This is a genomic window from Curtobacterium sp. SP.BCp, from assembly GCF_051903255.1.
Lineage (GTDB): Bacteria > Actinomycetota > Actinomycetes > Actinomycetales > Microbacteriaceae > Curtobacterium.
This window is the reverse complement of record NZ_CP194338.1, coordinates 2,140,003-2,160,382: the sequence shown is the minus strand read 5'-3', so window position 1 is coordinate 2,160,382 and position 20,380 is coordinate 2,140,003. Positions and strand designations below refer to the sequence as shown.

Here is a 20,380-nt window from a genome sequence, read left to right as displayed (position 1 = left end):
AGGCACCACCGTCGACGAGGAGCGCGCGATGACCGAGGACACCACCACCGACACCACCTGCCACATGTCGATCTCGCTCGACGGCTTCGTGGCCGGCCCGGACCAGAGTCTCGACCACCCGCTCGGCGTCCGCGGCGGAGAACTGCACACCTGGCACATGCCGGGTGTCGAGGTGGGCGAAGCCGACCGCACCGCCGCCTCGTGGCTCATGCGGCCGCGCGGAGCGTACGTCATGGGCCGGAACATGTTCGGACCCGTCCGGGGAACCTGGGACGAGCCGTGGGAGGGATGGTGGGGGCCGGAACCGCCCTACCACGCACCCGTCTTCGTCCTCACCCACCACGAGCACGAGCCGATCGAGATGGCGGGCGGCACGACGTTCCACTTCGTCACCGAGGGGTTCGACACCGCCTACGCCCGCGCCGTCGAGACCGCTGACGGGCGGGGCGTCGACATCGCCGGGGGAGCGTCGACCGTCCGGCAGGCGCTCGCCGCGGACGTGGTCGACGAGTTGACGCTGGACATCGCACCCGTACTGCTGGGGAGCGGGGAGCGCCTCTTCGACGGATCGCAGTCGTTCGGCTTCGAACCGGTCGAGGTGCTGCACTCGCCGTTGACGACGCACGTCCGCTACCGTCGCGTCCGCGGCTGACGGACGCGCAGCGCAGGGGCGGTCAGTCGAGCGTGATGGAGCGGTCGAACGTCCGGGTCGTCGGCGGCCCGGCGATGACGGAGCCGAGCTCACGCGCTGCCCCCTCGGGCGTCGCACGCCACGCGACGTAGGCCGCGTGGTCGGCTGCCGTCGTCCAGCGTTCGACGACCACCACGTGGTTCGGGTCGGCGTCCTCGACGATCACCTCGAGCGACTCGTTGCCCGCGAAGGCCCGGGTCTGGTCGAGCGTCGTGCGGATCGCGGTCTCGATCTGGTCGGCGGGCGGGTCATCGCGGAGCTGCACCTCGAGCAGGACGGTCATCGTCACGTCGGACACCTTTCGTCGGGGACGCGTCAGGGGCGCGTCGGGAACGCGGGGGACAACCCGCGAGCGTGCTGTGGTGTTCCGGATCGTTCCACAGGCCGGGGAACTCGGTGGGCCGGGCGCGGGCGCCGCCTAGGCTGGCCCCGTGTTCGAACTGCACCACCTGTCCGCCCAGGAACTCTGGGACTGGATCCGTCGCGGTGAGGTGACCGCGCGCGAGGCGGTCGACCACTACCTCGCTCGGATCGAGCTGTTGGACTCGGACGGACCGGCCGGACCGGGCCTGGGCGCGTTCGTGACCGTGACGGCCGAGGCCGCGCGCGACCGTGCCGACCACCTCGGCGAACGGGTGCCGACGTCGCGGCCGCTGTGGGGCCTCCCGGCTGCGGACAAGGACCTGTACGACCGGGCGGGCGTCGTCACGCGCAACGGCACGACCAGCCTGCCCGCGCGGTCGGCGAGCGCCGACCACCCGCTCGTCGCCGCGGCGGACGCCGCGGGCAGCGTCAGTCTCGGCAAGACGGCCTCGCCCGAGTTCGGGATGTCGTCGTCCTCCGAGACCCGCTTCGGCACGACCCGCAACCCGTACGACACCGCGCGTGCGCCGGGCGGGAGCTCGAGCGGCGCCGCGGTGGCGGTCGCCGCCGGACTGCTCCCCGCGGCGATCGGCAGCGACGGCGGCGGATCGGTACGGATCCCGGCGGCGGCCACGGGGCTCGTCGGGCTGAAGCCGAGCCGTGGCCGCGTCCCCGCGATGCCGGGCCGGTCGGGTGTCGGCGGGCTCTCGGTCGCCGGGCCGCTCACGCGGTCGGTCGCGGACGCCGGCATGTTGCTGGACGCCCTCGTGCGTCCGACGGGCCTCGACGAACCGGAGCCGTACGCGCTCGTGACGCCCGACGTCGGCGACGGCCCGTTCACCGCGGCGGCCGTCCGTGGCGAGGGGCGCTTCGTGGTCGGCGTCCTCGACGGCTCACCGTGGGACGACACCGTCGACGTCGTGGTCGACCCGGCTGCCCGGGCCGCGGTGGCGACCGCGATCCGGGTGCTCGGTGAGGTCGGACACGGCATCGAGGACGTCGCGATGCCCCGCACGCCCTACGCCGAGGCGTTCCGCGTGGCGTGGGAGTCGAGTGCCGCCCGACTTCCTCTCGTGCCGGGCATCGACCTGCGCGGTACCACGCCCCTCGTCGGGTGGCTCGTGGACCGGGGGCAGCACCTCACGGGGACGCAGGTGCTCGACGCGATGACGGCGCTCGACGCGTTCTCGGTGTCGCTCATCGGCGCGTTCGACCGCTTCGACGCCGTGCTCACCCCGACGCTGGCGCTGACGCCCCGGCCGCTCGGCTGGTACGGCGACGACCCGGAGGAGGACTTCCGGCGGCAGTGCGCGTACTCGCCGTGGACCTCGATGGCGAACGTGTCCGGGCTGCCCGCGATCACGCTGCCGGTGGGTGTGACGGACGACGACCACCTCGACGGCGCCGGGCTCCCGATGGGGGTGCAGCTCATCGGGCGACCGGGTGGGGAACGGGTGCTGCTGGCGATCGGCGCCCAGCTCGAGCGCCGGCTCCGCTGGCAGCGGCGGCACCCGCCCGCTTGGACCGCCTGACGGTCGGACGGGAGGCGCGTGGCGGCGCCGCCACGCGCCTCCCGTCCGTGCGCGTGGCCGGCCGCCCGCCGGCCGCTCTCGCGCCGTCGTCGTCGGCGCGCGACCCGCCGTAGGCATGCCGTGGTCGTCGGCCGCACGACCAACCGCTGTCGAACGACGGCGCCGACGTCGTACGACAGCGGCCCTGTCGCTTGTTGCGCGTGCAACTGTCGCGTGCGCGCGGCTGCGACCGGGCCGTCGTCGTACGACAGCGGCCCCGTCGCTCGTTGCGCGTGCAACGAGCCGCACCCGCACCCGCGCCCCGCACCCGTCACCGGTCCGCGTCACCCACGCCCACCAGACGCGCGCGCTTCGACTCCGCACCTGTCGATCGACGCGCGGGACGTCGGGACGCGCGCGATTCGTGGAACGCTCCGCCCTACGGCAGCGTCGGTGCCGCCGCCACGAGCGCCTGCGTCACCGGGTGCTGCGGCGCGTCGAGGAGCGACACCGGCCCGTGCTCGACGATCCTCCCCGCCGACATCACCGCGACCGTGTCGCACAGCCGCTGCACCACGCCGATGTCGTGCGACACGAGCACGAGGGTGAGCCCGAGGTCGTCGGCGAGTGACCGGAACAGCTCGATCACGCGGGCGCGGACCACCACGTCGAGGGCGCTCATCGGCTCGTCGCCGAACAGGATCCGCGGCGAGTGCACGACGGCCCGGGCGATCGCGATGCGCTGCCGCTGCCCGCCGGAGAACTCGTGCGGGTACCGCGTCACGGCGTCCGCGGGCAGGTCCACCCGCTCGAGCACGGACGCCACGAGCGACGCGTGCGAGCCGGGGACCCGCAGGGCACGCAGGGGTTCGGCGACGATCGCGCCCACGCGCATCCGCGGGTCGAGCGAGGCGTACGGGTCCTGGAACACCACGCCGGTCTCGCGGCGGAACCAGCGCAACGCCCGCGCGGACGCCGACGCGACCACGGGCCGTCCGGAGGCCGACACGGTCCCGGTGGTGGGTGCCTCCAGGCCGGCGAGCAGTCGCACCAGGGTGGACTTGCCGGAGCCGGACTCGCCCACGATGCCGAGGCGGCTGCCGGCGGCGACCGTCAGGTCGACGCCGTCGACCGCGGTCCGGACGGGCCCGGGTTCGAACGGGCCCCGGCGGGGGAGCCGGTAGTGCCGGTGCATTCCGGTGCCCTCGAGCAGTGCGGTCACCGGTCTCCTCCGGGCGTGCGGCGGGCGGTGGCCCGGGCGGCGGACACGAGGGCGGCGGTCGCGGGGTGCGACGGCGCGGACAGCAGCTGCTGCACGGGACCCTCCTCGACCACGCGTCCCGCGTCGAGCACGACCGCGGTGTCGGCGATCCGGGCGAGGACGGCGAGGTCGTGCGTGACGAAGACCGTGCCCGCCGAGCGTCGCTCGAAGAGCTCGAGGATGCGCGCCTCGGTCGTGACGTCGAGCGCGGTCGTCGGCTCGTCGGCGACGAGGTACGACGGCTCGCCCGCGACGGCCATCGCGATGCAGACGCGCTGCCGCTGGCCGCCGGAGAGCTGGTGCGGGTACTGCCGGAGCAGGGACTCGGGGTCCGGCAGGCCGACCTCCGCGGCGAGCGAGCGCGCACGGCGTGCGGCTCCTCGACGGTCGAGGCCGTGGTGCAGCCGCAGCGGCTCGGCGATCTGCGCCCCGACCCGACGGAGTGGGTCGAGCGCGGTGCCCGGCTCCTGGAACACCATCCCGATCCCGGATCCGCGGTGGCGGGCGCGCTCCCGGTCCGGCAGCCCCACGAGTTCGGTGCCGTCGAGCCGGATGCTCCCGGTGACGACGGCCCCGGCGGGCTCCAGGCCCATCAGCGCGAGGGCGGTCATCGACTTGCCGGAGCCGGACGCGCCGATGACGCCGAGGCGTCGGCCGGGAGGCACGGTGAACGTCACGCGGTCGAGGATCGTCCGCCCCGCGATCCGGACCGTGAGGTCGCGCACCTCCAGCCCGCCGGTCGCGTCGACCGGGACGGCGTGCCCGGCTTGTCCGGTCGGCTCGGTCATGCGGTCACCCCCGGTCCGGCGCCCGCTGTGCGGTCGCGGTCGGTGGCGGAGGCCGTGCCGGCGTCGGTGGTGGCCGCGGTCCCCGCGTCGGCCACGTCGGCGGCGCCGACGGGAGCACCGGCGTCGGGGTCGGAGGACCGGTCGGCCGTGGTCAGCCGCGGGTCCGTCGCGTCACGGACGGCATCGCCGAGGAGCGACAGCGCCGCGACCACGAGCGCGATCGAGGCGCCCGGCCAGGTCGCACTCCACGGGTGCACGCCGATGTACGCCTGCAGGTCGGACAGGAGCGACCCCCACGACGCCGTGTTCGACCCGGCGCCGTAGCCGAGGTACGACAGTCCCGCCTCGGCGAGCACCGCTGTCGCCATCGCGAGCGAGAGCTGCACGGTGAAGAGCGGTGTGGCGTTCGGGACGAGGTGTCGCAGCAGCACGCCGCCACCCCCGACCCCGGATGCGCGGGCCGCGGTGACGTAGTCGCTCCGGGCGATGCGGCGGATCTCCCCGCGGGCGACGCGGGCGATCGTCACGCCGAACGACAGACCGACGGAGACGACCACGACGCCGAGCGAGCCGCCGTACACCGCGGTGAGGAGCATCGCGGTGAGGAGCGTCGGGAACGCCACGAGGATGTCCAGAAGGACCGCCGTGCCCTCCCGGACCCACCGCGCGGTCAGCGACCCGATCGCGGTGAGGACGATGCCGACGACGCTCGCGATCACGCCGGACCCGACTGCGACGAGGACGGTGGTCCTGGTGCCGGCGAGCAGGTAGCTGGCGATGTCCCGGCCGGAGGCGTCGGTGCCGAACCAGTGTGCGGCGCTGGGGCCCTCCCACTGGTGGAACGGGTCGGCGCGGAAGGGGTCCTGCGGCGTCCACACGAGCGACACCGCGGCGAGGGCCACGAGCAGGCCGAGCACGACCACGGCGAAGACACCCGTCGGGCGGGCGAGGAGACGACGGATCACGAGGAGGCCTCCCGCTGCCGGGGGTCGAGCGTCCGGTGCACGACGTCGACCGCGAAGCCGACGAGCAGCACGAGCCCGGTGAGCACGAGGAGTTCCGACTGCACCTTCGTGACGTCCCGGCGACCCACGTCGGTGACGAGCATCCTGCCGACCCCGGGCAGCGAGAACAGCTGCTCGACCACGACGGCGCCGACGAGGAGTCCGGCGATCTGCACCCCGAGCACCGCGAGCACGGTCAACGCGACCGAGGGCAGCCCGTGCCGGAGGAGCGCCTGCGTCCGGGTGAGCCCGATCGCCGCCGCGGTCCGGACGTGGTCGGCGTCGAGGACGCTGAGCGTCGCCGAACGGGTGAACCGGAGGATGACCGCGCCCTCGACCGCGCCGATCGTCAGCGCGGGGAGCACGAGCGAGGAGAACGCGCGGCCCGGCTCCTGCCAGCCGTCGAGCGGGAAGCCCTGCGTCGGCAGCCAGTGCAGCGTCACCGCGAACAGGGCCACGAGGAGCATGCCCGCCCAGACGATCGGCACCGCCGCGACGGCCTGCGCGACGAAGCCGATGACCGCCCCGCCCGCACGCTTGCGGAGCACGGCGGCCAGTACGCCGAGGGGGACCCCGAGGACGAGGGCCGCCACGAGCGACATGCCCGCGAGCGGCAGCGTGACGCTGAGCTTCTGGACGAGCTCCGGCGCGACGGGCCCGTCGGTCACGAGCGACCGTCCGAGGTCGCCGCGGAACAGCCCGCCGATCCAGTCGAGGTACTGCAGGACGACCGGACGGTCGAGCCCGAGCTCCTGCCGCAGCTGTGCGACCTGCTCCGGGGTGGCCTGGGTGCCCGCCACGATCTGCGCGACGTCGCCCGGCAGCACCCGCAGCGTGGCGAACACGATGATGCTCGCCACGAGCAGGCCGACGACGAGCAGCAGGAGCCGCCCGATCAGGAACCGGGTCACGGGTCGATGCTACTGACGGGTCGGGAGGGTCACTTGACGGCGATCCCCGACAGGTCGAGCCGCGAGTTCGTGCCGTCGAACGGGACGCCCGTGACGCCCTTGCGGACCGCGGTGATCGACGTCGACGTGTACAGCCACTCGCCGGCCGCGTCCTCGGAGACGATCTTCGCGGCCTTCCGGAGTGCCTCGACCTTGGCGGACTCGCTCGTCGCCGCGACGGACTGCGCGTAGAGGTCCTGGACCTCCTGGTTGTCGTACCCGAAGTAGTAGTCCGGGTTCGCCCAGTTGCCGAAGTCGCGCGCCTCGACGTGGTCGACCATGCTCATGTCGAAGGTGCGCTCGCCCGACTTCGGCGCCTGGAACACGGTGGAGAGCCACGTCGCGAAGTCGACCCGCTTCACCGTGAGCGTGATGCCGACGTCGGCGAGCTGCGACTTCAGCACGTCGCCGATGGTCGTCGGGTAGATGTTCGCGTACGTCAGCGTGAGGTCGAGCTTCGGCTTCCCGGCCGCGGCGAGGAGCTTCTTCGCGTTCGCGGGGTCGTACGCGTCGATCGCGGTGAGGTCCTGGTAGCCGGGGTCGAGCGCCGGGATCGGTCCGCCCTGCTCGACACCGGTGCCGCCGATCGCCTTGATGATCGCCTTCGCGTCGATGGCCTGCCGGATGGCCTGGCGCACGCGCTTGTCGGTGAAGGGCGCCTTCGCGTCGTTGAACGCCAACGTGTACTTGTCGGTCGTCTTCCCGGTGTGGAGCGTGATGTCCTGGTTGCCCTCGAGCTGGCTCTTGAGCGTGCCGTCGACGGCGGTCTGCACGTCGAGGTCGCCGTTCGCCATCGCGTTGACGGCGGTCGACGGCTCGGTGATGTAGCGGAACACGACCTTGGCGACCTTCGCCTTCGCGCCCCAGTAGTCGTCGTTGCGTTCGAAGGTGATCGAGTCGCCCTGCTTCACCGAGGCGACCTCGAACGGGCCGGTGCCGTTCGCCGAGTCGGACAGGTCGTTCTTCGCCGCCTTCTCGAGCACGAGGCCGGCGCGGCCGGTGAGGTTCCAGAGCAGGTCGGAGTCCGGCTTCGCGAGCTGGAGCACGACCGTGTCGGACGACGGCGACGTGATCGACGAGACGTTCGCGAGCTGCGCGGAGTCGACGTAGGTGTCGTTCGCCTTGACCTGCTCGAGCGACCACACCACGTCCGCCGCGGTGACGGGCTTGCCGTCCTGGAACGTCGTGCCCTTCCGCAGCGTGAACGTGTACGTGCGGCCGTCGGAGGACACCTCGTGCGAGGACGCGAGGACGTCGCGGACGTCGCCGTCCGCCGTGCGGCCGACGAGCCCCTGGTACACGTTGTCGATGAGCACCTGGTCGAGCGCGGCACCGGACTGGGTGCGGATGTCGAGGCTCGTGGGCTCGAGCACCAGGCCGACGCGCACGGTGGCGTCGGCGCCGCCCTGCTCGTTCGACGATCCGGAGCAGCCGGTCAGCGCGAGCGCGGACGTCACGGCCACCGCGGTCGCGACGACGGCGAGGCGTGACGCGGCGGTGCGGGGGAGGAGCGGACTCATGGGTTGTGGGTTCCTTCCGGGCGCTCGTGGCGACGGTCGTCGCGTGGCGCTCGCACGAGACTACTGGCGTGCGGAGCCGTGCTGCGACGGTTTCTGTTCCGGGTGCAACAATTCGTGATCCTCGGTCCATGCCCGGATCGCGCGGGCGAGTTCGAGCGGGGCCTGGTTCTGCACCGCGTGCCGCGACTCGACGGTCACGATGCGGGCGTCCGGCAGGCGTTCGGCGAACCCCGCGTGCAGCTTCGGCGAGACGTAGCCGCGGTCACCGCGCACGAGGAGGATCGGTACCTCGAGCGCCTCGAGGTCCGGCCAGGCGTCCGCGAACCGCCCGACCGACGCCGTGCGGCCGGTCGGCAGGTGCGGGAAGTGGTGCCGCCGCACGAGTCGTCCGTCCGCACCGAGCCGGGTGGTGTGCCGGGCCTCGCGCAGCAGGACGTCCCGGTCGTCGCCCACCCGTGCCTCGACGGCGCGGTCGACGACCTCGTCGAGGGACGCGAACGGCTCCTCGTCCTCGAGGGCCCGTGCGATGCGGTCGACGGCGCGCTGGGCGAAGTCCGGGGACATGTCGACCAGCACGAGGCCCGTGACGCGCGGGGGAGCGGTCGCGGCGATCCGCGCCGCGAGGATGGCGCCGAGCGAGTGCCCGACGAGGACCCCCGGCGGCACGTCCAGCGCGTCGAGCGCGGCGAGCACGGTCGGCGCGGTCGCGCTCGCGCCGTAGTCGGCGTCGTCGCGCCACGACGACCGTCCGTGCCCGGGCAGGTCGAGCGCGACCGCCGGCGCGCCGACGGCGATCGCCGTCTGGTCGAAGCTGTGCGCGTCGATGCCGAGCCCGTGCAGGTAGGTGATCCGGGCCTCCCGGTCGCCCCACCGGATCGCGGAGACGTCGTGCCCGTCCGCGGTGCGGACCGCCTGCCTGGAGGCGCGGAGCGGCTCCGTCACGTCGCTCGCGGCGGCGAGGCGGGCGAGGTCGGCGAACTCGTCGGTTGCATCGGGCAGGGCGGCATCGGACACGCGACGATCCTGCCACCGCGCCGGACCCTGGCCGCGTTAGGTAAGGCATGCCATACTTGGACACGTGGCAGCCCGGTACCGCATCTTCTCCGTCCGCGTGGCAGCCGTCACGTCACTCACCCCGCACTTCGTGCGTGTGACGCTGACGGGCGACGCCCTCGCGGAGTTCTCCGCCGTCGGGCTCGACCAGCGCATCAAGGTCATGCTGCCGATCGAGGGCCACGGCTTCACCGAGCTGCCCGAGGACGGCGACTGGTACGGCGCCTGGCGCGACCTGCCGGACGCGGTGCGCAACCCGCTGCGCACGTACACGGTCCGGTCGTTCCGTCCCGACGCGCACGAGCTCGACATCGACTTCGTGGCGCACGGCGACGCCGGACCCGCCTCGCGCTGGGTGTCCGGCTGCCGGGTCGGTGACGAGCTGCGGATCATCGGACCCCGCGTGCCCGAGTCGCCCGACGAGCTGCCGACCGGCGCTGCCGAGTTCGCCCCCGGGACCGCCACGCGCATCCTGCTCGCCGGCGACGAGACCGCCGCCCCCGCCATCTGCGCCATCCTCGAGGCGCTCGACGTCGCGACCGTCGGGCACGTCTTCATCGAGGTCCCGACCGACGCCGACCGCCTGCCGGTCAGCGCGCCGTCCGGGGTCGAGGTCCGCTGGATCGCCCGGAACGGCGCCACCCACGGTGTGCGGATGACCGACCAGGTGCACGCCTGGGCCTCGACCGTGACGGCGACGACGGCCGGTGGGACGTCCGCGGTCTGCGCGGACACCACCGACTTCACCGAGGTGGACGTCGACGAGCAGGTCCTCTGGGAGGTCCCGGCGCCCGTCGACGAGCGCCCGGTCTACGCCTGGATCGCGGGGGAGGCCGGCTGTGTGAAGGAGCTGCGCCGACACCTCGTCCGCGGGGTCGGCCTCGACCGCAAGCAGGTCGCGTTCATGGGGTACTGGCGGAACGGCAAGGCCGAGCATTGACCGCGGCGGTGCCGACCACCGCCCTGCCGACGACCGCACTCGGTGCGCGTGGGCTGACGCTCGCGTACGACGACCGCGTGGTCGTGTCAGACCTCGACGTGGACGTCCCGGACGGTGAACTGACCGTCGTCATCGGGCCGAACGCCTGCGGGAAGTCGACGCTCCTCAAGTCCTTCGCGCGCACGCTGCGTCCGAGCGCGGGCACCGTGTACCTCGACGGGGCGCCGATCTCGTCCCTCCGCCCGAAGGTCGCCGCGCGCCGGGTCGCGATGCTGCCGCAGACGCCGATCGCCCCGGACGGCATCACCGTGCGCGACCTCGTGTCCCGTGGACGCTTCCCGCACCAGGACCTCCTGCACCCGTCGTCGGGGTCGGACCGGGCCGCGGTGCAGGCGGCACTGGAGCAGACCGACACGGTGTCGCTCGCGGACCGGAGCGTCGACGAGCTCTCGGGCGGGCAGCGGCAGCGCGTGTGGATCGCGATGGTGCTCGCGCAGGAGACCGACATCGTGCTGCTCGACGAGCCCACGACGTTCCTCGACATCGCGCACCAGTACGACGTGCTCGAACTCGCGGCCGGGCTGCACCGTGCGGGTCGGACGGTCGTCGCCGTGCTGCACGACCTCAACCAGGCCGCCCGGTACGCGACGCACCTCATCGCGATGCGGGCGGGGTCGATCGTCGCGGCGGGCTCGCCGGCCGAGGTCCTGACGGCGTCCCTCGTGGAGGACGTCTTCGGCCTGCCGTGCGTCGTCGTCCCCGACCCGGAGACCGGCACGCCGCTCGTCGTCCCGAGGCGTCCCGCCGCCTGACCGCCCCGGGCCCGGCGGTCGCCGTCTCGGGGTCGGACGTCGGACGTCGGACGTCCCTTTGGCGGGCGTTGGTCGCACGACATGCCGCTCACGTTCTCGGCGGGCGACACGTTCTGCGACCATGGGGACACGCGCGCGGCGCGTTGCGCGACCAACAGGCGGACGGGAGGCCCGTGGCGGCGCCGCCACGGGCCTCCCGTCCGGACCACGGTCAGGTCAGCGGACGTAGCCGCCGTCCTCGAGACCGGCCTCGACCTCGAACCGGTTGCGGAGCGGATCGCGCCCCGCGATCGCGTAGAGGACGGGCATCGCCATGCCGTACCGCTTCCACTGCGCGACGTGGACCCGCTCGTGCCGGAGCACGCGGTCGCCGTCGTTGTCGCGCGTCAGGTACACCGAGCCGACGCAGGTGCCGCCGCGACGGAACGCCCACCGGGGGAGGCCCGAGCAGACGACGAGCCCGTCGACGATCCGGACCGGCCCCGTCGACAGCGGGAGTCCGACGGCGAGGCCGACCGCGGTCGCGAGGAGCCAGCCGGCCCGCGACACGACCGAGTCGACGAACGGGTTCACGCCGGACGGCCGTAGGTCTCGAGGAGTCGCAGCCACACCTCGTTCATCGTGGGATAGGCCGGGACGGCGTGCCAGAGGCGGTCGATCGGGACCTCGCCCACGACCGCGATCGTCGCGGCGTGCAGCATCTCGGCGACGTCCTGACCGACGAAGGTCGCCCCGACGACGACGCCGCGGGACTCGTCCACGACGAGGTTCGCCCGGCCGGTGTACCCGTCGGCCTGCAGCGCGGCGCCCGCGACGTTGCCGAGCTCGTACTCGACGGTGCGGACGTCGATGCCCTGCTGGCGTGCCGTCGCCTCGGTCAGCCCGACGCTCGCGACCTCGGGGTCCGTGAACGTCACCTGCGGAGCGGCGGCGTGGTCGGCGGTGGCGACGTGCGCACCCCACGGCTCCGTGTGCAGCGGCGTGCCCTGGAACCGGGCGGCGATCGCCTCGCCGGCGGCACGAGCCTGGTACTTGCCCTGGTGGGTGAGGAGCACGCGGTGGTTCACGTCGCCGACCGCGTACAGCCAGTCGGTGCCGTGCACGAGCATCGTGTCGTCGACGTCGAGCCAGGCGCCGGGCTCGAGGCCGACGGTCTCGAGGCCGAGGTCGGCGGTGTGGGCACGGCGACCGGTGGCGGCGAGGACCTCGCTCGTCACGACCGTCGAGCCGTCGTCGAGCGTGGTGGTGACCAGGCCGTGCTCGTCGCGGTCGACCCGAACGGGGTTGACGCCAGTGCGGACGTCGACGCCGCGGGCACGGAGGGCGTCGGCCACGAGCTCGCCGGCGAAGGGCTCCATGCCGCCGAGCAGGCCGTGCCGGGCGACGAGGGTGACCTTCGACCCGAGCGACGCCCACGCCGTCGCGAGTTCGGAGCCCGACACTCCGCCGCCGATGACGAGGAGGCTCTCGGGGACCTCCTGCGCGCTCGTGGCCTCGCGGGTGCCCCAGGGCTGCGCGTCGGCCAGGCCGGGGACGTCGGGGAGCGTGTGCAGCGAGCCGGTGACCACGGCGACGGCGGCACGCGCGGTGTGGGTCTCCCCGCCGACCTCGATGGTCTTCTCCCCGGTGATGCGCGCGTGCCCGCGGAGGAGGGCGATGTCGGCGGACTCGAGCCACGACACCTGGCCGTCGTCCTTCCAGTCCGAGGTGAACGAGTTGCGGCGGGCGAGCACGTGTGCAGCGTCGAGGTCACCCGTGACGGCCTGCGCGGCACCGTCGAGGCGCTTGGCCGCCTCGAGGGCGTGGCCGCTGCGGAGGAGCGCCTTCGAGGGCATGCACGCCCAGTACGAGCACTCGCCGCCGACGAGCTCCGCCTCCACGATCGCGACCGAGAGCCCGCGCTTGTGGGCGTAGTCCGCCACGTTCTCGCCGACTGCGCCGGCGCCGATCACGATGAGGTCGTAGTCCGTCATGTGGCCAACCTACGCGGCCCCGGTGACGGCACGCCGACCGTGAGGCGTACCGCGGCGCGGCGCGGCGGTCTGCGCGACGCGGGCTGCGGCACGGCGGCACGCCGGTCGTGAGGCGTACCGCGGCACGGCGGTCCGCGCGACGCGGGCTGCCTCGCCGCGGCAAGCCGACCGTGAAGCGCGGCGCGGCGGTCGGCGCGACGCGGGCCGCGGCGCCGGTCAGGCCGTCCTGGACGCGTTCGCGAGTGCCCCGACTGCCCGCAGGATCACCCCCAGGTCGTCCACGGCGCGGTCCGGGTCGACCGGTGCGAACCCGGTGAGGGCGGCACCCACGAGCCGTCGGCCCCGCGTCGCCGCCTGGATGAGCTCGACCAGGCCGGCGCCGTCGAGACCGAAGGGCACCGGTTCGAGGAGCCCGTCGACCTCCGAGGGGTCGAGCACGTCGAGGTCGACGTGCACGAACACCGAGCCGGCTCCGGTGGCGCTGACGGCGGCGGCGACGGCCTCGGCGGTCGCGGCGTCCACGTCGAGGGTGTGGATACCGGCACGCTCGAGCGCGGTCGACTCGCTGTCCTCGGCACCGCGGACGCCCGCGAGGACGACCTTCGACCCGGACAGGACGGGCAGGTCGGGGAACAGGTCGTCCGGTCGGTCGACGACGAGCCGCAGCGCCGCCGCCTCGGCCGCCACCGGCTGGGCGCGGTTCAGCGGACGGTAGCCGCTCGACCCCGCGATCCGGACGAAGGCGGTGTCCTCGTCGAGGCCGACGGTCGCGCCGAGGAACGACGAGCCGTCGCCGCCGACGACGAACGGGGCCTCGGGCGCCACGCTGGACTCCTCGGCGACCCGCTCGGCCACCTGGCGGACCGACGTGTAGCGGGCGATCGCGGTCTCGAGTCGGTCGCCGGCGCCCGGCGGCACCTCGACCACCGTCGTCGAGGCACGGGGGAGGTCCGCCGCGATCGCCGCCGCACCGTCCCCGAGCCGCATCGCACGGGACGACGCCGAACCCTGCCACTGACCGACCACGATGAAGTGCATCGTGCCAGTCTGGCAGCCGGGTCCGGCGTCGTCCGGGGTGCGCGCTGGGTGCGTGCTGGGTCAGCCCGCCGAGCGACGGGTCAGATGCTGGACGATCCGCCGCCCTTGAGCGCTGCGAGCCGGGCCTCGACCTCGGCGTCCTTGCCGACGTCCTCGAGGCTCTCGAACTGGGAGTCGAGGCTCGACGACTGGAGCTCCTGCTGCCCGAGGACCTTTGCCTCTTCGCGGCGGACCTTCTCCTCGAAGCGGGTGAGGTCGCTCGTCGGGTCGGTGATGTCGATGTTCCCGATGGCGTCGTTGACCTTCGACTGCGCCTCCGCCGTCTTCTGGCGGGCGACGAGCGAGTCGCGCTTGGACTTGAGCTCCTCGAGCTTCTGCTCCATGCCGGCCAGCCCGGACTTGAGCTTCTCGACCTGCTCGTTCTGCGTCGCGAGCGGCCCCTCGTTGTCCTTGACCTCTTGTTCGGCGGCGATCTGCTTGCCGATGGCGATCTTCGCGAGGTTGTCGAACTTGTCGGCGTCGGCGGTCTTGCCCTCGGCGCGGTACTTGTCCGCCGCTGCCGAGGCGTTGGCGGCCTTCTGGCCCCACTCGGTGGCGGCCTTCTTGTCCTCCTCGTGGTCCTGCTCGAGCAGGCGGAGGTTACCGATGGTCTGCGCGATCGCGGTCTTGGCGTCCGCGATGTTGTTCGTGTAGTCACGCACGAGCTGGTCCAGCATGAGCTGCGGGTCCTCGGCGTTGTCGATGAGCTGGTTCACGTTCGCCCGGATGAGCGAGGAGATGCGACCGAAGATCGTCTGCTTGGCCATTGCTGTTCCCTTTCTGGAGGAGTACCGCTTCGTGCTGTCTGGTCGTGGAGTCGTCGTCTGGGAGCCGTGGAGAAGAGCGGTCCGCTCAGAAGCGGCCGCCGCCGGAGAAGCCGCCGCCGCCCCCGCTGCCTCCGCCGAAGCCTCCGCCGCCACCGCCGAAGCCGCCGCCGCCGAACCCGCCGCCGCCGAACGAGCCGCCGCCGAACGAGCCGCCGCGTCCGCCGAGGAGACCACCGAGGACGAGCCCGGTGACGAGCCCGCCGAGCTGTGCGCCGTTGCCGCCGCCCCCGGCACCGGGCCAGCCGCCCATGTCATTGCCGGCCTCGTCCATCGCGGCGGCGGCGTACTGCTCGGCCGCGCGTGCGGCCTGGAGCGCCTGCCCCGGGTTCGTCGTGGCGAGGTCGACCGCGTCGTCGAGGGCGCGCTCGGCTTCGGACAGTCGGGTCCGTGCCGTCGGTCCGACCGCTCCACGACGCAGGGCGATGTACTCGCGAGCCTGGCTGATCCGGGAGCGGGCATCGCGCAGGGCGTCGTCGAGTGCTCGTGCGGCGCGCTGGTTCTGCTCCTCGACACCTCGTGCGGTCGCGAGCGCGGCGTCGATGTCGGTGTTCGCCTTCGTCAGGGCGTCGACGGCGGAGATCGGGTCCTTCGGGTCGATGCCCTGCCGCAGGACCGTCTCGGCCTGGGTCACGGCCGCCACGAGCTCGGGACTGTCCGTTCGCATCGACCGTGCGGCTGCGACGTCGCCCTCGACGTCGGCGCGCATCGCCTGGGCGCGTGCCGACGCCTCGGCGAAGGTCGTCTCGGCGGCGGTGGCGGAGGCCGTCAGCTGCTGCACCTGCGCGAGGGCGTGCTGGGCGTCCCGCACGGCGACGACCGCTTCGCCCTTGTCGCCGGCCGCGATCGCCGCGGTCGCCGCTGCGGACCGTTCCGTCGCGTAGTCGAGCACCTGCTTCGCCTGGTCGACGTTGTCCGACACCGTGGCGAGGGTCCGGCCGGAGTACGTCGCACGGACCCGCTCGAGTGCGGCCGAGGCGGCGGCGACGGACGCGGGCGCCGAGGCGACGTCCGCTGCGAGGGCGGTCCACGCGTCCTCGACGCCGTCCTCGAGCGAGCGGAGCTTGTCGAAGGACTCGGTCTGCGCCTCGATCGCGGCGTGCGCCTGCTCGCAGATGGCGATGATCTGGTTCGCCCACTCGGCGCGCTGCTGCGGGGTGTCCGGGATCTCGTCGTCGAGCTGCTGCTGGAACGTGAACGCCTGGCGGACGTTGCGCTTCGCGGTGGCCACGGCGTCGGCGAAGGGCTTCGCGGCGTCGGTGCCGAACTGGGCGGTGGCGAACCCGACCTCCTGCTCGGCGGTCTTCAGTTCGTCGTCGATCGTGACGAGGGCACCCCCGGCGGTGCGTTCGAGGCCCGCGAGGGACTCCTCCTGCGCCTTGGTCGCCGCAGCGGTGCGGCGTTTGTTGCGCGCACGGACGACGAGAACCACGACGACGATCGCGACCACGACGACGAGCAGCACGACCCACAGTGCGGTGAGGTTCGGCGGGTCCTGCGTCTGGGCGAGCCCGTCGGCGAACGCGGTCGCGGCCGCCGCCCAGTTGCCGTCCCGGAGCTGCGGCACGGCGTCGTCCTGGTAGGCGCTCTCGACGTCGGACGACGTCAGGTCGGTCTCGTTCGTCTGGTGGACGTCCGCGATGCGGTCGTCGACCGCCACCGCGAGCACGATGCTGTCCGAGTCGATCTGGTTCTGCTGGCGGAACGCGTCGCCCCACGCGGTGTGGTCGGACGGGTCCGAGAAGGTCGGGACGTACACGACGTAGAGCTGGGTCTTCGTCCTGTCGTAGAGGTCCTGCACGGCCTGTTCCACCTGCGACTGCTGCGCGGAGGTCAGGGCGTCCGCCTGGTCGACGACGTACGCGCCGCCCTGGAGCTGGAAGGGGGCGGTGGCGTGGGACGCGGTCGCGGGTGCGAGGACGAGGAACGCGGCGAGCAGGGCAGTCACCAGGCGGGTGGTCCACCGGAGCACAGGACGTGACGTCCCGCTCCCCGGACCGGGTCCGGCCTCGTTCGAGCGTCCGCCGTGGACCGTGCGCATCCGTCCTCCATCCGAGCCGCGGGACCCGTCCTCGTGCCCCGGGACGGCTCCCGGGGGTGCCGTCGCCCGGAGTCTATCCAGAGCGCGCACGAGTCGGACCGGCCATCTCGGGACCGTGCATGAACATTCGTCATCCGCACATGTGCCGGACGTTTGTCCCCCACATCGGGGTATGCTGACGCCACTGTTCGACGACGAGCGGAAGGGGACAGCTATGGAGCGAACACTGAACACCGAGGTCGTCCCGCTCGAGGACGGCTACCACCGGGTGTCGACGCCGGCGAGCGGCGTGATCGGTTTCGTGCGCGAGGAGGACGGCCGGTACGAGGTCCTCCGTGGACGCGTGCGCCAGGCGACGCGGTCCGAGGGGCTCTACAGCACGATGAACGTCGCGCTGATCGCGCTCACGCACGCCTGAGACCACGCACGCCTGAGACCACGCACGACTGCGTCGTCACGGACCGCACCACCTCACCCACGTAGGCTTCCTGCGTGGGTGAGTCGTGCCTCCCGTCCGTCGTCGTGACGCTCCGTCCGGCGGGCGCGGACCGTGCAGCCGACCGGGAGGCCCTGGTCGCCGCCGTCGCGTCGGTGACGGGCGCGGACGTGGCCGGGGTGCGCACGGGGCGCGGCTGCCCGCACTGCGGCAGCACCGCGCACGGTCGACCGTGGGCCACCGTCGGTGGCCGGGAGGTCGGCGTGAGCCTGTCCCGAACCGCGGGCGTGACCGCCCTCGCGGTCGCGCCCGACGCGGTCGGGGTCGACGTCGAGCGCGTGTCCCGGGTGGCGCGCGCGCCGCTCGACGCCTTCACGTGTGGGGAGATCGACCGTGCCGCGGGCGACGTCGGGGTGCTCGCGGCCTGCTGGGCGGCGAAGGAGGCCGTCCTCAAGCGGGACGGTCGGGGCCTCCGGGTGGACCCGCGGTCGGTCGACGTCGACGTCGAGCGCGGCACGGTCCTCCTCGACGGAGCGGCACAGGCGGTCGTCCTCGTGCGGCCCGAGCACGACCTCGTGGTCGCGGTCGCCGCAGGGGGAGCACCGGTCACCTGGGGAGCGTGAGCACCTCGGCGCCGTCCTCGGTGATCGCGATCGTGTGCTCGGTGTGCGCCGTCCGGGCCCCGGTGGCGCTGCGGAGCGTCCAGCCGTCCGGCTCGGTGACGAGGACGTCGGTGTCGGCCATCACCCAGGGCTCCAGCGCGAGGAGGAGCCCCGGGCGGAGGGTGTAGCCGCGTCCGGGCCGTCCGGTGTTCGACACGTGCGGGTCCTGGTGCATGGTCGACCCGATGCCGTGGCCGCCGAACTCGACGTTGACCGGGTAGCCCGCGTCCTCCAGCACGGTGCCGATCGCGTGCGACAGGTCCCCGGTGCGGGCGCCGGGGCGTGCGGCGGCGATGCCCGCGGCGAGGGCGCGTTCGGTCGCGTCGATCAGCGCGGCGTCGGCGGGGTCCACGGTCCCCACGACGAAGCTGATCGCCGCGTCGGCGGCGATGCCGTCGAGCGACACGGCGAGGTCGAGGGTGAGCAGGTCACCGTCCGCGAGCGCCCGGTCGTGGGGGAGCCCGTGCAGGACGGCGTCGTTCACGGCTGTGCAGACGTGGTGGCCGAACGGGCCGCGGCCGAACGACGGGGCGTAGTCGACGTAGCAGGACTCGGCGCCGGCGTCCTCGATGAGCTGCTTCGTCCACCGGTCGATCTCGAGCAGGTTCGTGCCGACGCGCGTGCGGTCGCGGAGGGTCTGCAGGATCGTGCCGACGAGCGCTCCGGTGCGGCGGGCGCGGTCGACCTCGGCCGGGGTCAGGATCTCGATCACGGGATGATCGTACCGGTATTACTATCGGTGCATGGTCCGTCTGCCGCTCAGTCCCGTCGAACTCGCCCGCGGTCGTGCCCTCGGGGCGCTGCTCCGCGCCGCCCGAGCCGATCGGTCGATGCTCGACGTCGCGCTCGCGGCCGGGGTGTCGCCCGAGACCCTGCGCAAGATCGAGACCGGACGCATCGCGACGCCGTCGTTCGGGACCGTCGCGGCGGTGGCAGCGGTCGTGGGGCTCTCGCTCGACGAGGTCTGGCGTGAGGTGCGTCGGGCCGGCGAGACCGTCGCCGTCGACGAGCCCGCGGGCGTCGCCTGACGCCGCCAGCGACGCGCCCGCGCCCGCGCCGCGCCCGCGCCGCGCCTGCGCCGCGCGCGCGGACGTCGCCTGACGCTGCCCGCCGGCAGCTCGGCTCGCGTTGCTCCGACGCCGCCGTCCGTCAGGCAGCGGGCAGCTCGGGGACGCCCGGTTCCTCGATCCAGGGTGCCGTCACGGCACGGACGGCGTCGACGGACACCCCCGCGCTGCCGGCGAAGGCGTCGAGCACGTGCTCGGGGGCGACGGACGCGTGCCGGTGCCGCTCGGTGATCGTCCGGAGGCCGGCGAAGAACGCGGCGTCGCCGAACGTCCGGCGGACCGCGTGGAGGGCCAGGGCGCCGCGCTTGTAGACCCGGTCGTCGAACATGTCGCGGGCGCCCGGGTCGCCGACCACGAGGTCCTGCGGCTGGTCGAGCAGTCCCTGCCGGTACCGCGCGGCGAGCACGTCGGCCGTCTCCCCGCCCCGGTGCTCGGACCACAGCCACTCGGCGTAGCATGCGAAGCCCTCGTGCAGCCAGATGTCGCGCCAGCGTGCGACGGTCACCGAGTTGCCGAACCACTGGTGGGCGAGTTCGTGCGCGATGAGCCGGTCGGTGCCGTGCTCGCCGTCGACGTGGTTCCGGCCGAAGACGGCGAGACCGTGGGCCTCGAGCGGGATCTCGAGCTCGTCGTCGGTCACGACCACGCCGTACGCGGGGAACGGGTACGGGCCGAACCGGTCGGCGTAGAGCGCGACCATGTCCGGCACCCTGCCGAAGTCGGTCCTCGCCGCGGCCTGGAGGTCCGCCGGGTGGTGCAGCGTCACCGGGACGTGCGGGCTCCGGAGCTTCGTCGTGCGGTACCGACCGATCTGCACGGTCGCGAGGTACGTCGCCATGGGCTCGGTCGTCGCGTACGTCCAGGTCGTGCCGGCCCGCGCACGGTCGGTGCCGAGCAGCTCGCCGTTCGCGAGGACGTCGTACGCGGCCTCGGCGGTGATCTCGAACCGGTACGTGGCCTTGTCGTCGGGTCGGTCGTTGCACGGGAACCACGACGGCGCCCCCGTCGGCTGCGCGGCGACGATGACGCCGTCGGTGAGCTCCTCCCAGCCGACCTGTCCCCAGGGGCTCCGGATCGGCCGTGGTGTGCCGCGGTACTTGACGTGGACGGTGAACTCCGTGCCTGCCGCGATCGGCTCCTGCGGCGTCACCGTCAGCTTGTGGGTCGCGGTGCCGACCTTCTTCGCGCGCTTCCCGTCGACGTCGACCCGGTCGACCGTGAGGCCGTGCAGGTCGATGACGACCCGGTCGAGGGTCTCGTGCGCCTGCGCCGTGACGGTCGCGGTGCCGTCGAGGCGGTTCGTCGCGACGCGGTACCCGAGCCGGAGCTCGTAGTGCACCGCGCTCCACCGACGGTCGCCGCTGTGCGGGGTGTACGGGTCGGCGCTGGTCATCGGCTTCACGGTGC

Annotated in this window: 21 protein-coding genes; 7 read left to right on the top strand and 14 right to left on the bottom strand. The window is 73.4% G+C overall.

Features of this window, described 5'->3' with window-relative positions; genetic code table 11:
- Positions 1 to 28: 28 nt before the first annotated feature.
- On the top strand, positions 29 to 652 hold the full coding sequence (locus ACRQ4C_RS10325; RefSeq protein ID WP_439688591.1) for a dihydrofolate reductase family protein: 624 nt from the start codon (positions 29 to 31) through the stop codon (positions 650 to 652).
- 22 nt (positions 653 to 674) lie between these two features.
- On the opposite strand, the gene ACRQ4C_RS10320 is transcribed toward ACRQ4C_RS10325, so the two are convergent.
- Positions 675 to 974, bottom strand: a complete 300-nt coding sequence (locus tag ACRQ4C_RS10320; RefSeq protein WP_439690898.1) for a putative quinol monooxygenase — start codon at positions 972 to 974, stop codon at positions 675 to 677.
- Between the two features lie 148 nt (positions 975 to 1,122).
- On the opposite strand from ACRQ4C_RS10320, the gene ACRQ4C_RS10315 reads away from it, so the two are divergent.
- Positions 1,123 to 2,586 (top strand): amidase, encoded by a 1,464-nt coding sequence (locus tag ACRQ4C_RS10315; protein ID WP_439688590.1) that lies wholly within the window; start codon positions 1,123 to 1,125, stop codon positions 2,584 to 2,586.
- A gap of 418 nt (positions 2,587 to 3,004) precedes the next feature.
- Here the strand turns inward: ACRQ4C_RS10315 and ACRQ4C_RS10310 are convergent, their stop codons facing one another.
- From ACRQ4C_RS10310 to ACRQ4C_RS10285, 6 genes are read right to left on the bottom strand one after another with little or no spacing between them, the layout of a single operon-like run.
- The gene (locus ACRQ4C_RS10310) at positions 3,005 to 3,760 is read right to left on the bottom strand and encodes an ABC transporter ATP-binding protein (protein ID WP_439690897.1); all 756 of its coding nucleotides are present in this window, start codon (positions 3,758 to 3,760) and stop codon (positions 3,005 to 3,007) included.
- A 23-nt stretch (positions 3,761 to 3,783) separates the two neighbouring features.
- Positions 3,784 to 4,614 (bottom strand): ABC transporter ATP-binding protein, encoded by an 831-nt coding sequence (locus ACRQ4C_RS10305; protein ID WP_290131542.1) that lies wholly within the window; start codon positions 4,612 to 4,614, stop codon positions 3,784 to 3,786.
- Entirely contained in the window at positions 4,611 to 5,579 is a 969-nt protein-coding gene (locus ACRQ4C_RS10300) for an ABC transporter permease (RefSeq protein ID WP_439688589.1), read from the bottom strand. Before ACRQ4C_RS10300 ends, ACRQ4C_RS10305 begins: the two co-directional genes overlap by 4 nt.
- Complete coding sequence (locus ACRQ4C_RS10295; RefSeq protein WP_290131544.1) at positions 5,576 to 6,529, bottom strand: ABC transporter permease; 954 nt, start codon at positions 6,527 to 6,529, stop codon at positions 5,576 to 5,578. Before ACRQ4C_RS10295 ends, ACRQ4C_RS10300 begins: the two co-directional genes overlap by 4 nt.
- A gap of 29 nt (positions 6,530 to 6,558) precedes the next feature.
- Positions 6,559 to 8,088, bottom strand: a complete 1,530-nt coding sequence (locus ACRQ4C_RS10290; protein WP_439688588.1) for an ABC transporter substrate-binding protein — start codon at positions 8,086 to 8,088, stop codon at positions 6,559 to 6,561.
- A gap of 60 nt (positions 8,089 to 8,148) precedes the next feature.
- Positions 8,149 to 9,102 carry an alpha/beta fold hydrolase gene (locus ACRQ4C_RS10285; RefSeq protein ID WP_439688587.1) on the bottom strand — a complete coding sequence of 318 codons (954 nt, stop codon included), beginning with the start codon at positions 9,100 to 9,102 and terminating at the stop codon, positions 8,149 to 8,151.
- Between the two features lie 64 nt (positions 9,103 to 9,166).
- Between ACRQ4C_RS10285 and ACRQ4C_RS10280 the strand changes: the two genes are divergently transcribed.
- Together ACRQ4C_RS10280 and ACRQ4C_RS10275 are read left to right on the top strand one after the other, a co-directional pair.
- On the top strand, positions 9,167 to 10,081 hold the full coding sequence (locus ACRQ4C_RS10280; protein ID WP_439688586.1) for a siderophore-interacting protein: 915 nt from the start codon (positions 9,167 to 9,169) through the stop codon (positions 10,079 to 10,081).
- Positions 10,082 to 10,089: 8 nt separating this feature from the next.
- Positions 10,090 to 10,893 carry an ABC transporter ATP-binding protein gene (locus tag ACRQ4C_RS10275; protein WP_439688585.1) on the top strand — a complete coding sequence of 268 codons (804 nt, stop codon included), beginning with the start codon at positions 10,090 to 10,092 and terminating at the stop codon, positions 10,891 to 10,893.
- A 216-nt stretch (positions 10,894 to 11,109) separates the two neighbouring features.
- Here the strand turns inward: ACRQ4C_RS10275 and ACRQ4C_RS10270 are convergent, their stop codons facing one another.
- The 5 genes from ACRQ4C_RS10270 to ACRQ4C_RS10250 all read right to left on the bottom strand — a co-directional run bounded on the left by ACRQ4C_RS10270 (position 11,110) and on the right by ACRQ4C_RS10250 (position 16,715).
- A complete protein-coding gene (locus ACRQ4C_RS10270; protein ID WP_290131549.1) occupies positions 11,110 to 11,466 on the bottom strand; it encodes a Fe-S oxidoreductase in 357 nt (118 codons plus the stop codon).
- Complete coding sequence (locus tag ACRQ4C_RS10265) at positions 11,463 to 12,866, bottom strand: dihydrolipoyl dehydrogenase family protein (RefSeq protein ID WP_290131550.1); 1,404 nt, start codon at positions 12,864 to 12,866, stop codon at positions 11,463 to 11,465. The genes ACRQ4C_RS10270 and ACRQ4C_RS10265 overlap by 4 nt, the downstream gene beginning before the upstream one ends.
- A 216-nt stretch (positions 12,867 to 13,082) precedes the next feature.
- A complete protein-coding gene (locus ACRQ4C_RS10260) occupies positions 13,083 to 13,904 on the bottom strand; it encodes an arginase family protein (protein ID WP_439688584.1) in 822 nt (273 codons plus the stop codon).
- An 80-nt stretch (positions 13,905 to 13,984) separates the two neighbouring features.
- Complete coding sequence (locus ACRQ4C_RS10255; protein WP_290131552.1) at positions 13,985 to 14,710, bottom strand: PspA/IM30 family protein; 726 nt, start codon at positions 14,708 to 14,710, stop codon at positions 13,985 to 13,987.
- 85 nt (positions 14,711 to 14,795) lie between these two features.
- Positions 14,796 to 16,715: a TPM domain-containing protein gene (locus ACRQ4C_RS10250; protein WP_439688583.1), complete on the bottom strand. Its 1,920-nt coding sequence runs from the start codon at positions 16,713 to 16,715 to the stop codon at positions 14,796 to 14,798.
- Positions 16,716 to 17,022: 307 nt separating this feature from the next.
- Here ACRQ4C_RS10250 and ACRQ4C_RS10245 point away from each other — a divergent pair, with 307 nt between their 5' ends.
- Together ACRQ4C_RS10245 and ACRQ4C_RS10240 are read left to right on the top strand one after the other, a co-directional pair.
- A complete protein-coding gene (locus ACRQ4C_RS10245; RefSeq protein WP_290131554.1) occupies positions 17,023 to 17,226 on the top strand; it encodes a hypothetical protein in 204 nt (67 codons plus the stop codon).
- A gap of 74 nt (positions 17,227 to 17,300) precedes the next feature.
- Positions 17,301 to 17,867 (top strand): 4'-phosphopantetheinyl transferase family protein, encoded by a 567-nt coding sequence (locus ACRQ4C_RS10240; RefSeq protein WP_439688582.1) that lies wholly within the window; start codon positions 17,301 to 17,303, stop codon positions 17,865 to 17,867.
- Here ACRQ4C_RS10240 and map read toward each other — a convergent pair.
- The gene (gene map, locus ACRQ4C_RS10235) at positions 17,851 to 18,618 is read right to left on the bottom strand and encodes a type I methionyl aminopeptidase (protein WP_439688581.1); all 768 of its coding nucleotides are present in this window, start codon (positions 18,616 to 18,618) and stop codon (positions 17,851 to 17,853) included. The two genes, ACRQ4C_RS10240 and map, sit on opposite strands and share 17 nt — an antisense overlap.
- A gap of 31 nt (positions 18,619 to 18,649) precedes the next feature.
- On the opposite strand from map, the gene ACRQ4C_RS10230 reads away from it, so the two are divergent.
- Complete coding sequence (locus ACRQ4C_RS10230; RefSeq protein ID WP_439688580.1) at positions 18,650 to 18,934, top strand: helix-turn-helix transcriptional regulator; 285 nt, start codon at positions 18,650 to 18,652, stop codon at positions 18,932 to 18,934.
- Positions 18,935 to 19,055: 121 nt separating this feature from the next.
- On the opposite strand, the gene ACRQ4C_RS10225 is transcribed toward ACRQ4C_RS10230, so the two are convergent.
- The gene (locus ACRQ4C_RS10225; RefSeq protein ID WP_439688579.1) at positions 19,056 to 20,366 is read right to left on the bottom strand and encodes a M1 family metallopeptidase; all 1,311 of its coding nucleotides are present in this window, start codon (positions 20,364 to 20,366) and stop codon (positions 19,056 to 19,058) included.
- Positions 20,367 to 20,380: the final 14 nt, after the last annotated feature.

Bases quoted from the DNA above. Each gene is read 5' to 3' on its own strand.
- ACRQ4C_RS10325 (WP_439688591.1), top strand. From the start codon at position 29: ATGACCGAGGACACCACCACCGACACCACCTGCCACATGTCGATCTCG.
- ACRQ4C_RS10320 (WP_439690898.1), bottom strand. From the start codon at position 974: ATGACCGTCCTGCTCGAGGTGCAGCTCCGCGATGACCCGCCCGCCGAC.
- ACRQ4C_RS10310 (WP_439690897.1), bottom strand. From the start codon at position 3,760: ATGCACCGGCACTACCGGCTCCCCCGCCGGGGCCCGTTCGAACCCGGG.
- ACRQ4C_RS10305 (WP_290131542.1), bottom strand. From the start codon at position 4,614: ATGACCGAGCCGACCGGACAAGCCGGGCACGCCGTCCCGGTCGACGCG.
- ACRQ4C_RS10290 (WP_439688588.1), bottom strand. From the start codon at position 8,088: ATGAGTCCGCTCCTCCCCCGCACCGCCGCGTCACGCCTCGCCGTCGTC.
- ACRQ4C_RS10265 (WP_290131550.1), bottom strand. From the start codon at position 12,866: ATGACGGACTACGACCTCATCGTGATCGGCGCCGGCGCAGTCGGCGAG.
- ACRQ4C_RS10260 (WP_439688584.1), bottom strand. From the start codon at position 13,904: ATGCACTTCATCGTGGTCGGTCAGTGGCAGGGTTCGGCGTCGTCCCGT.
- ACRQ4C_RS10255 (WP_290131552.1), bottom strand. From the start codon at position 14,710: ATGGCCAAGCAGACGATCTTCGGTCGCATCTCCTCGCTCATCCGGGCG.
- ACRQ4C_RS10245 (WP_290131554.1), top strand. From the start codon at position 17,023: ATGGAGCGAACACTGAACACCGAGGTCGTCCCGCTCGAGGACGGCTAC.
- ACRQ4C_RS10230 (WP_439688580.1), top strand. From the start codon at position 18,650: ATGGTCCGTCTGCCGCTCAGTCCCGTCGAACTCGCCCGCGGTCGTGCC.
- ACRQ4C_RS10225 (WP_439688579.1), bottom strand. From the start codon at position 20,366: ATGACCAGCGCCGACCCGTACACCCCGCACAGCGGCGACCGTCGGTGG.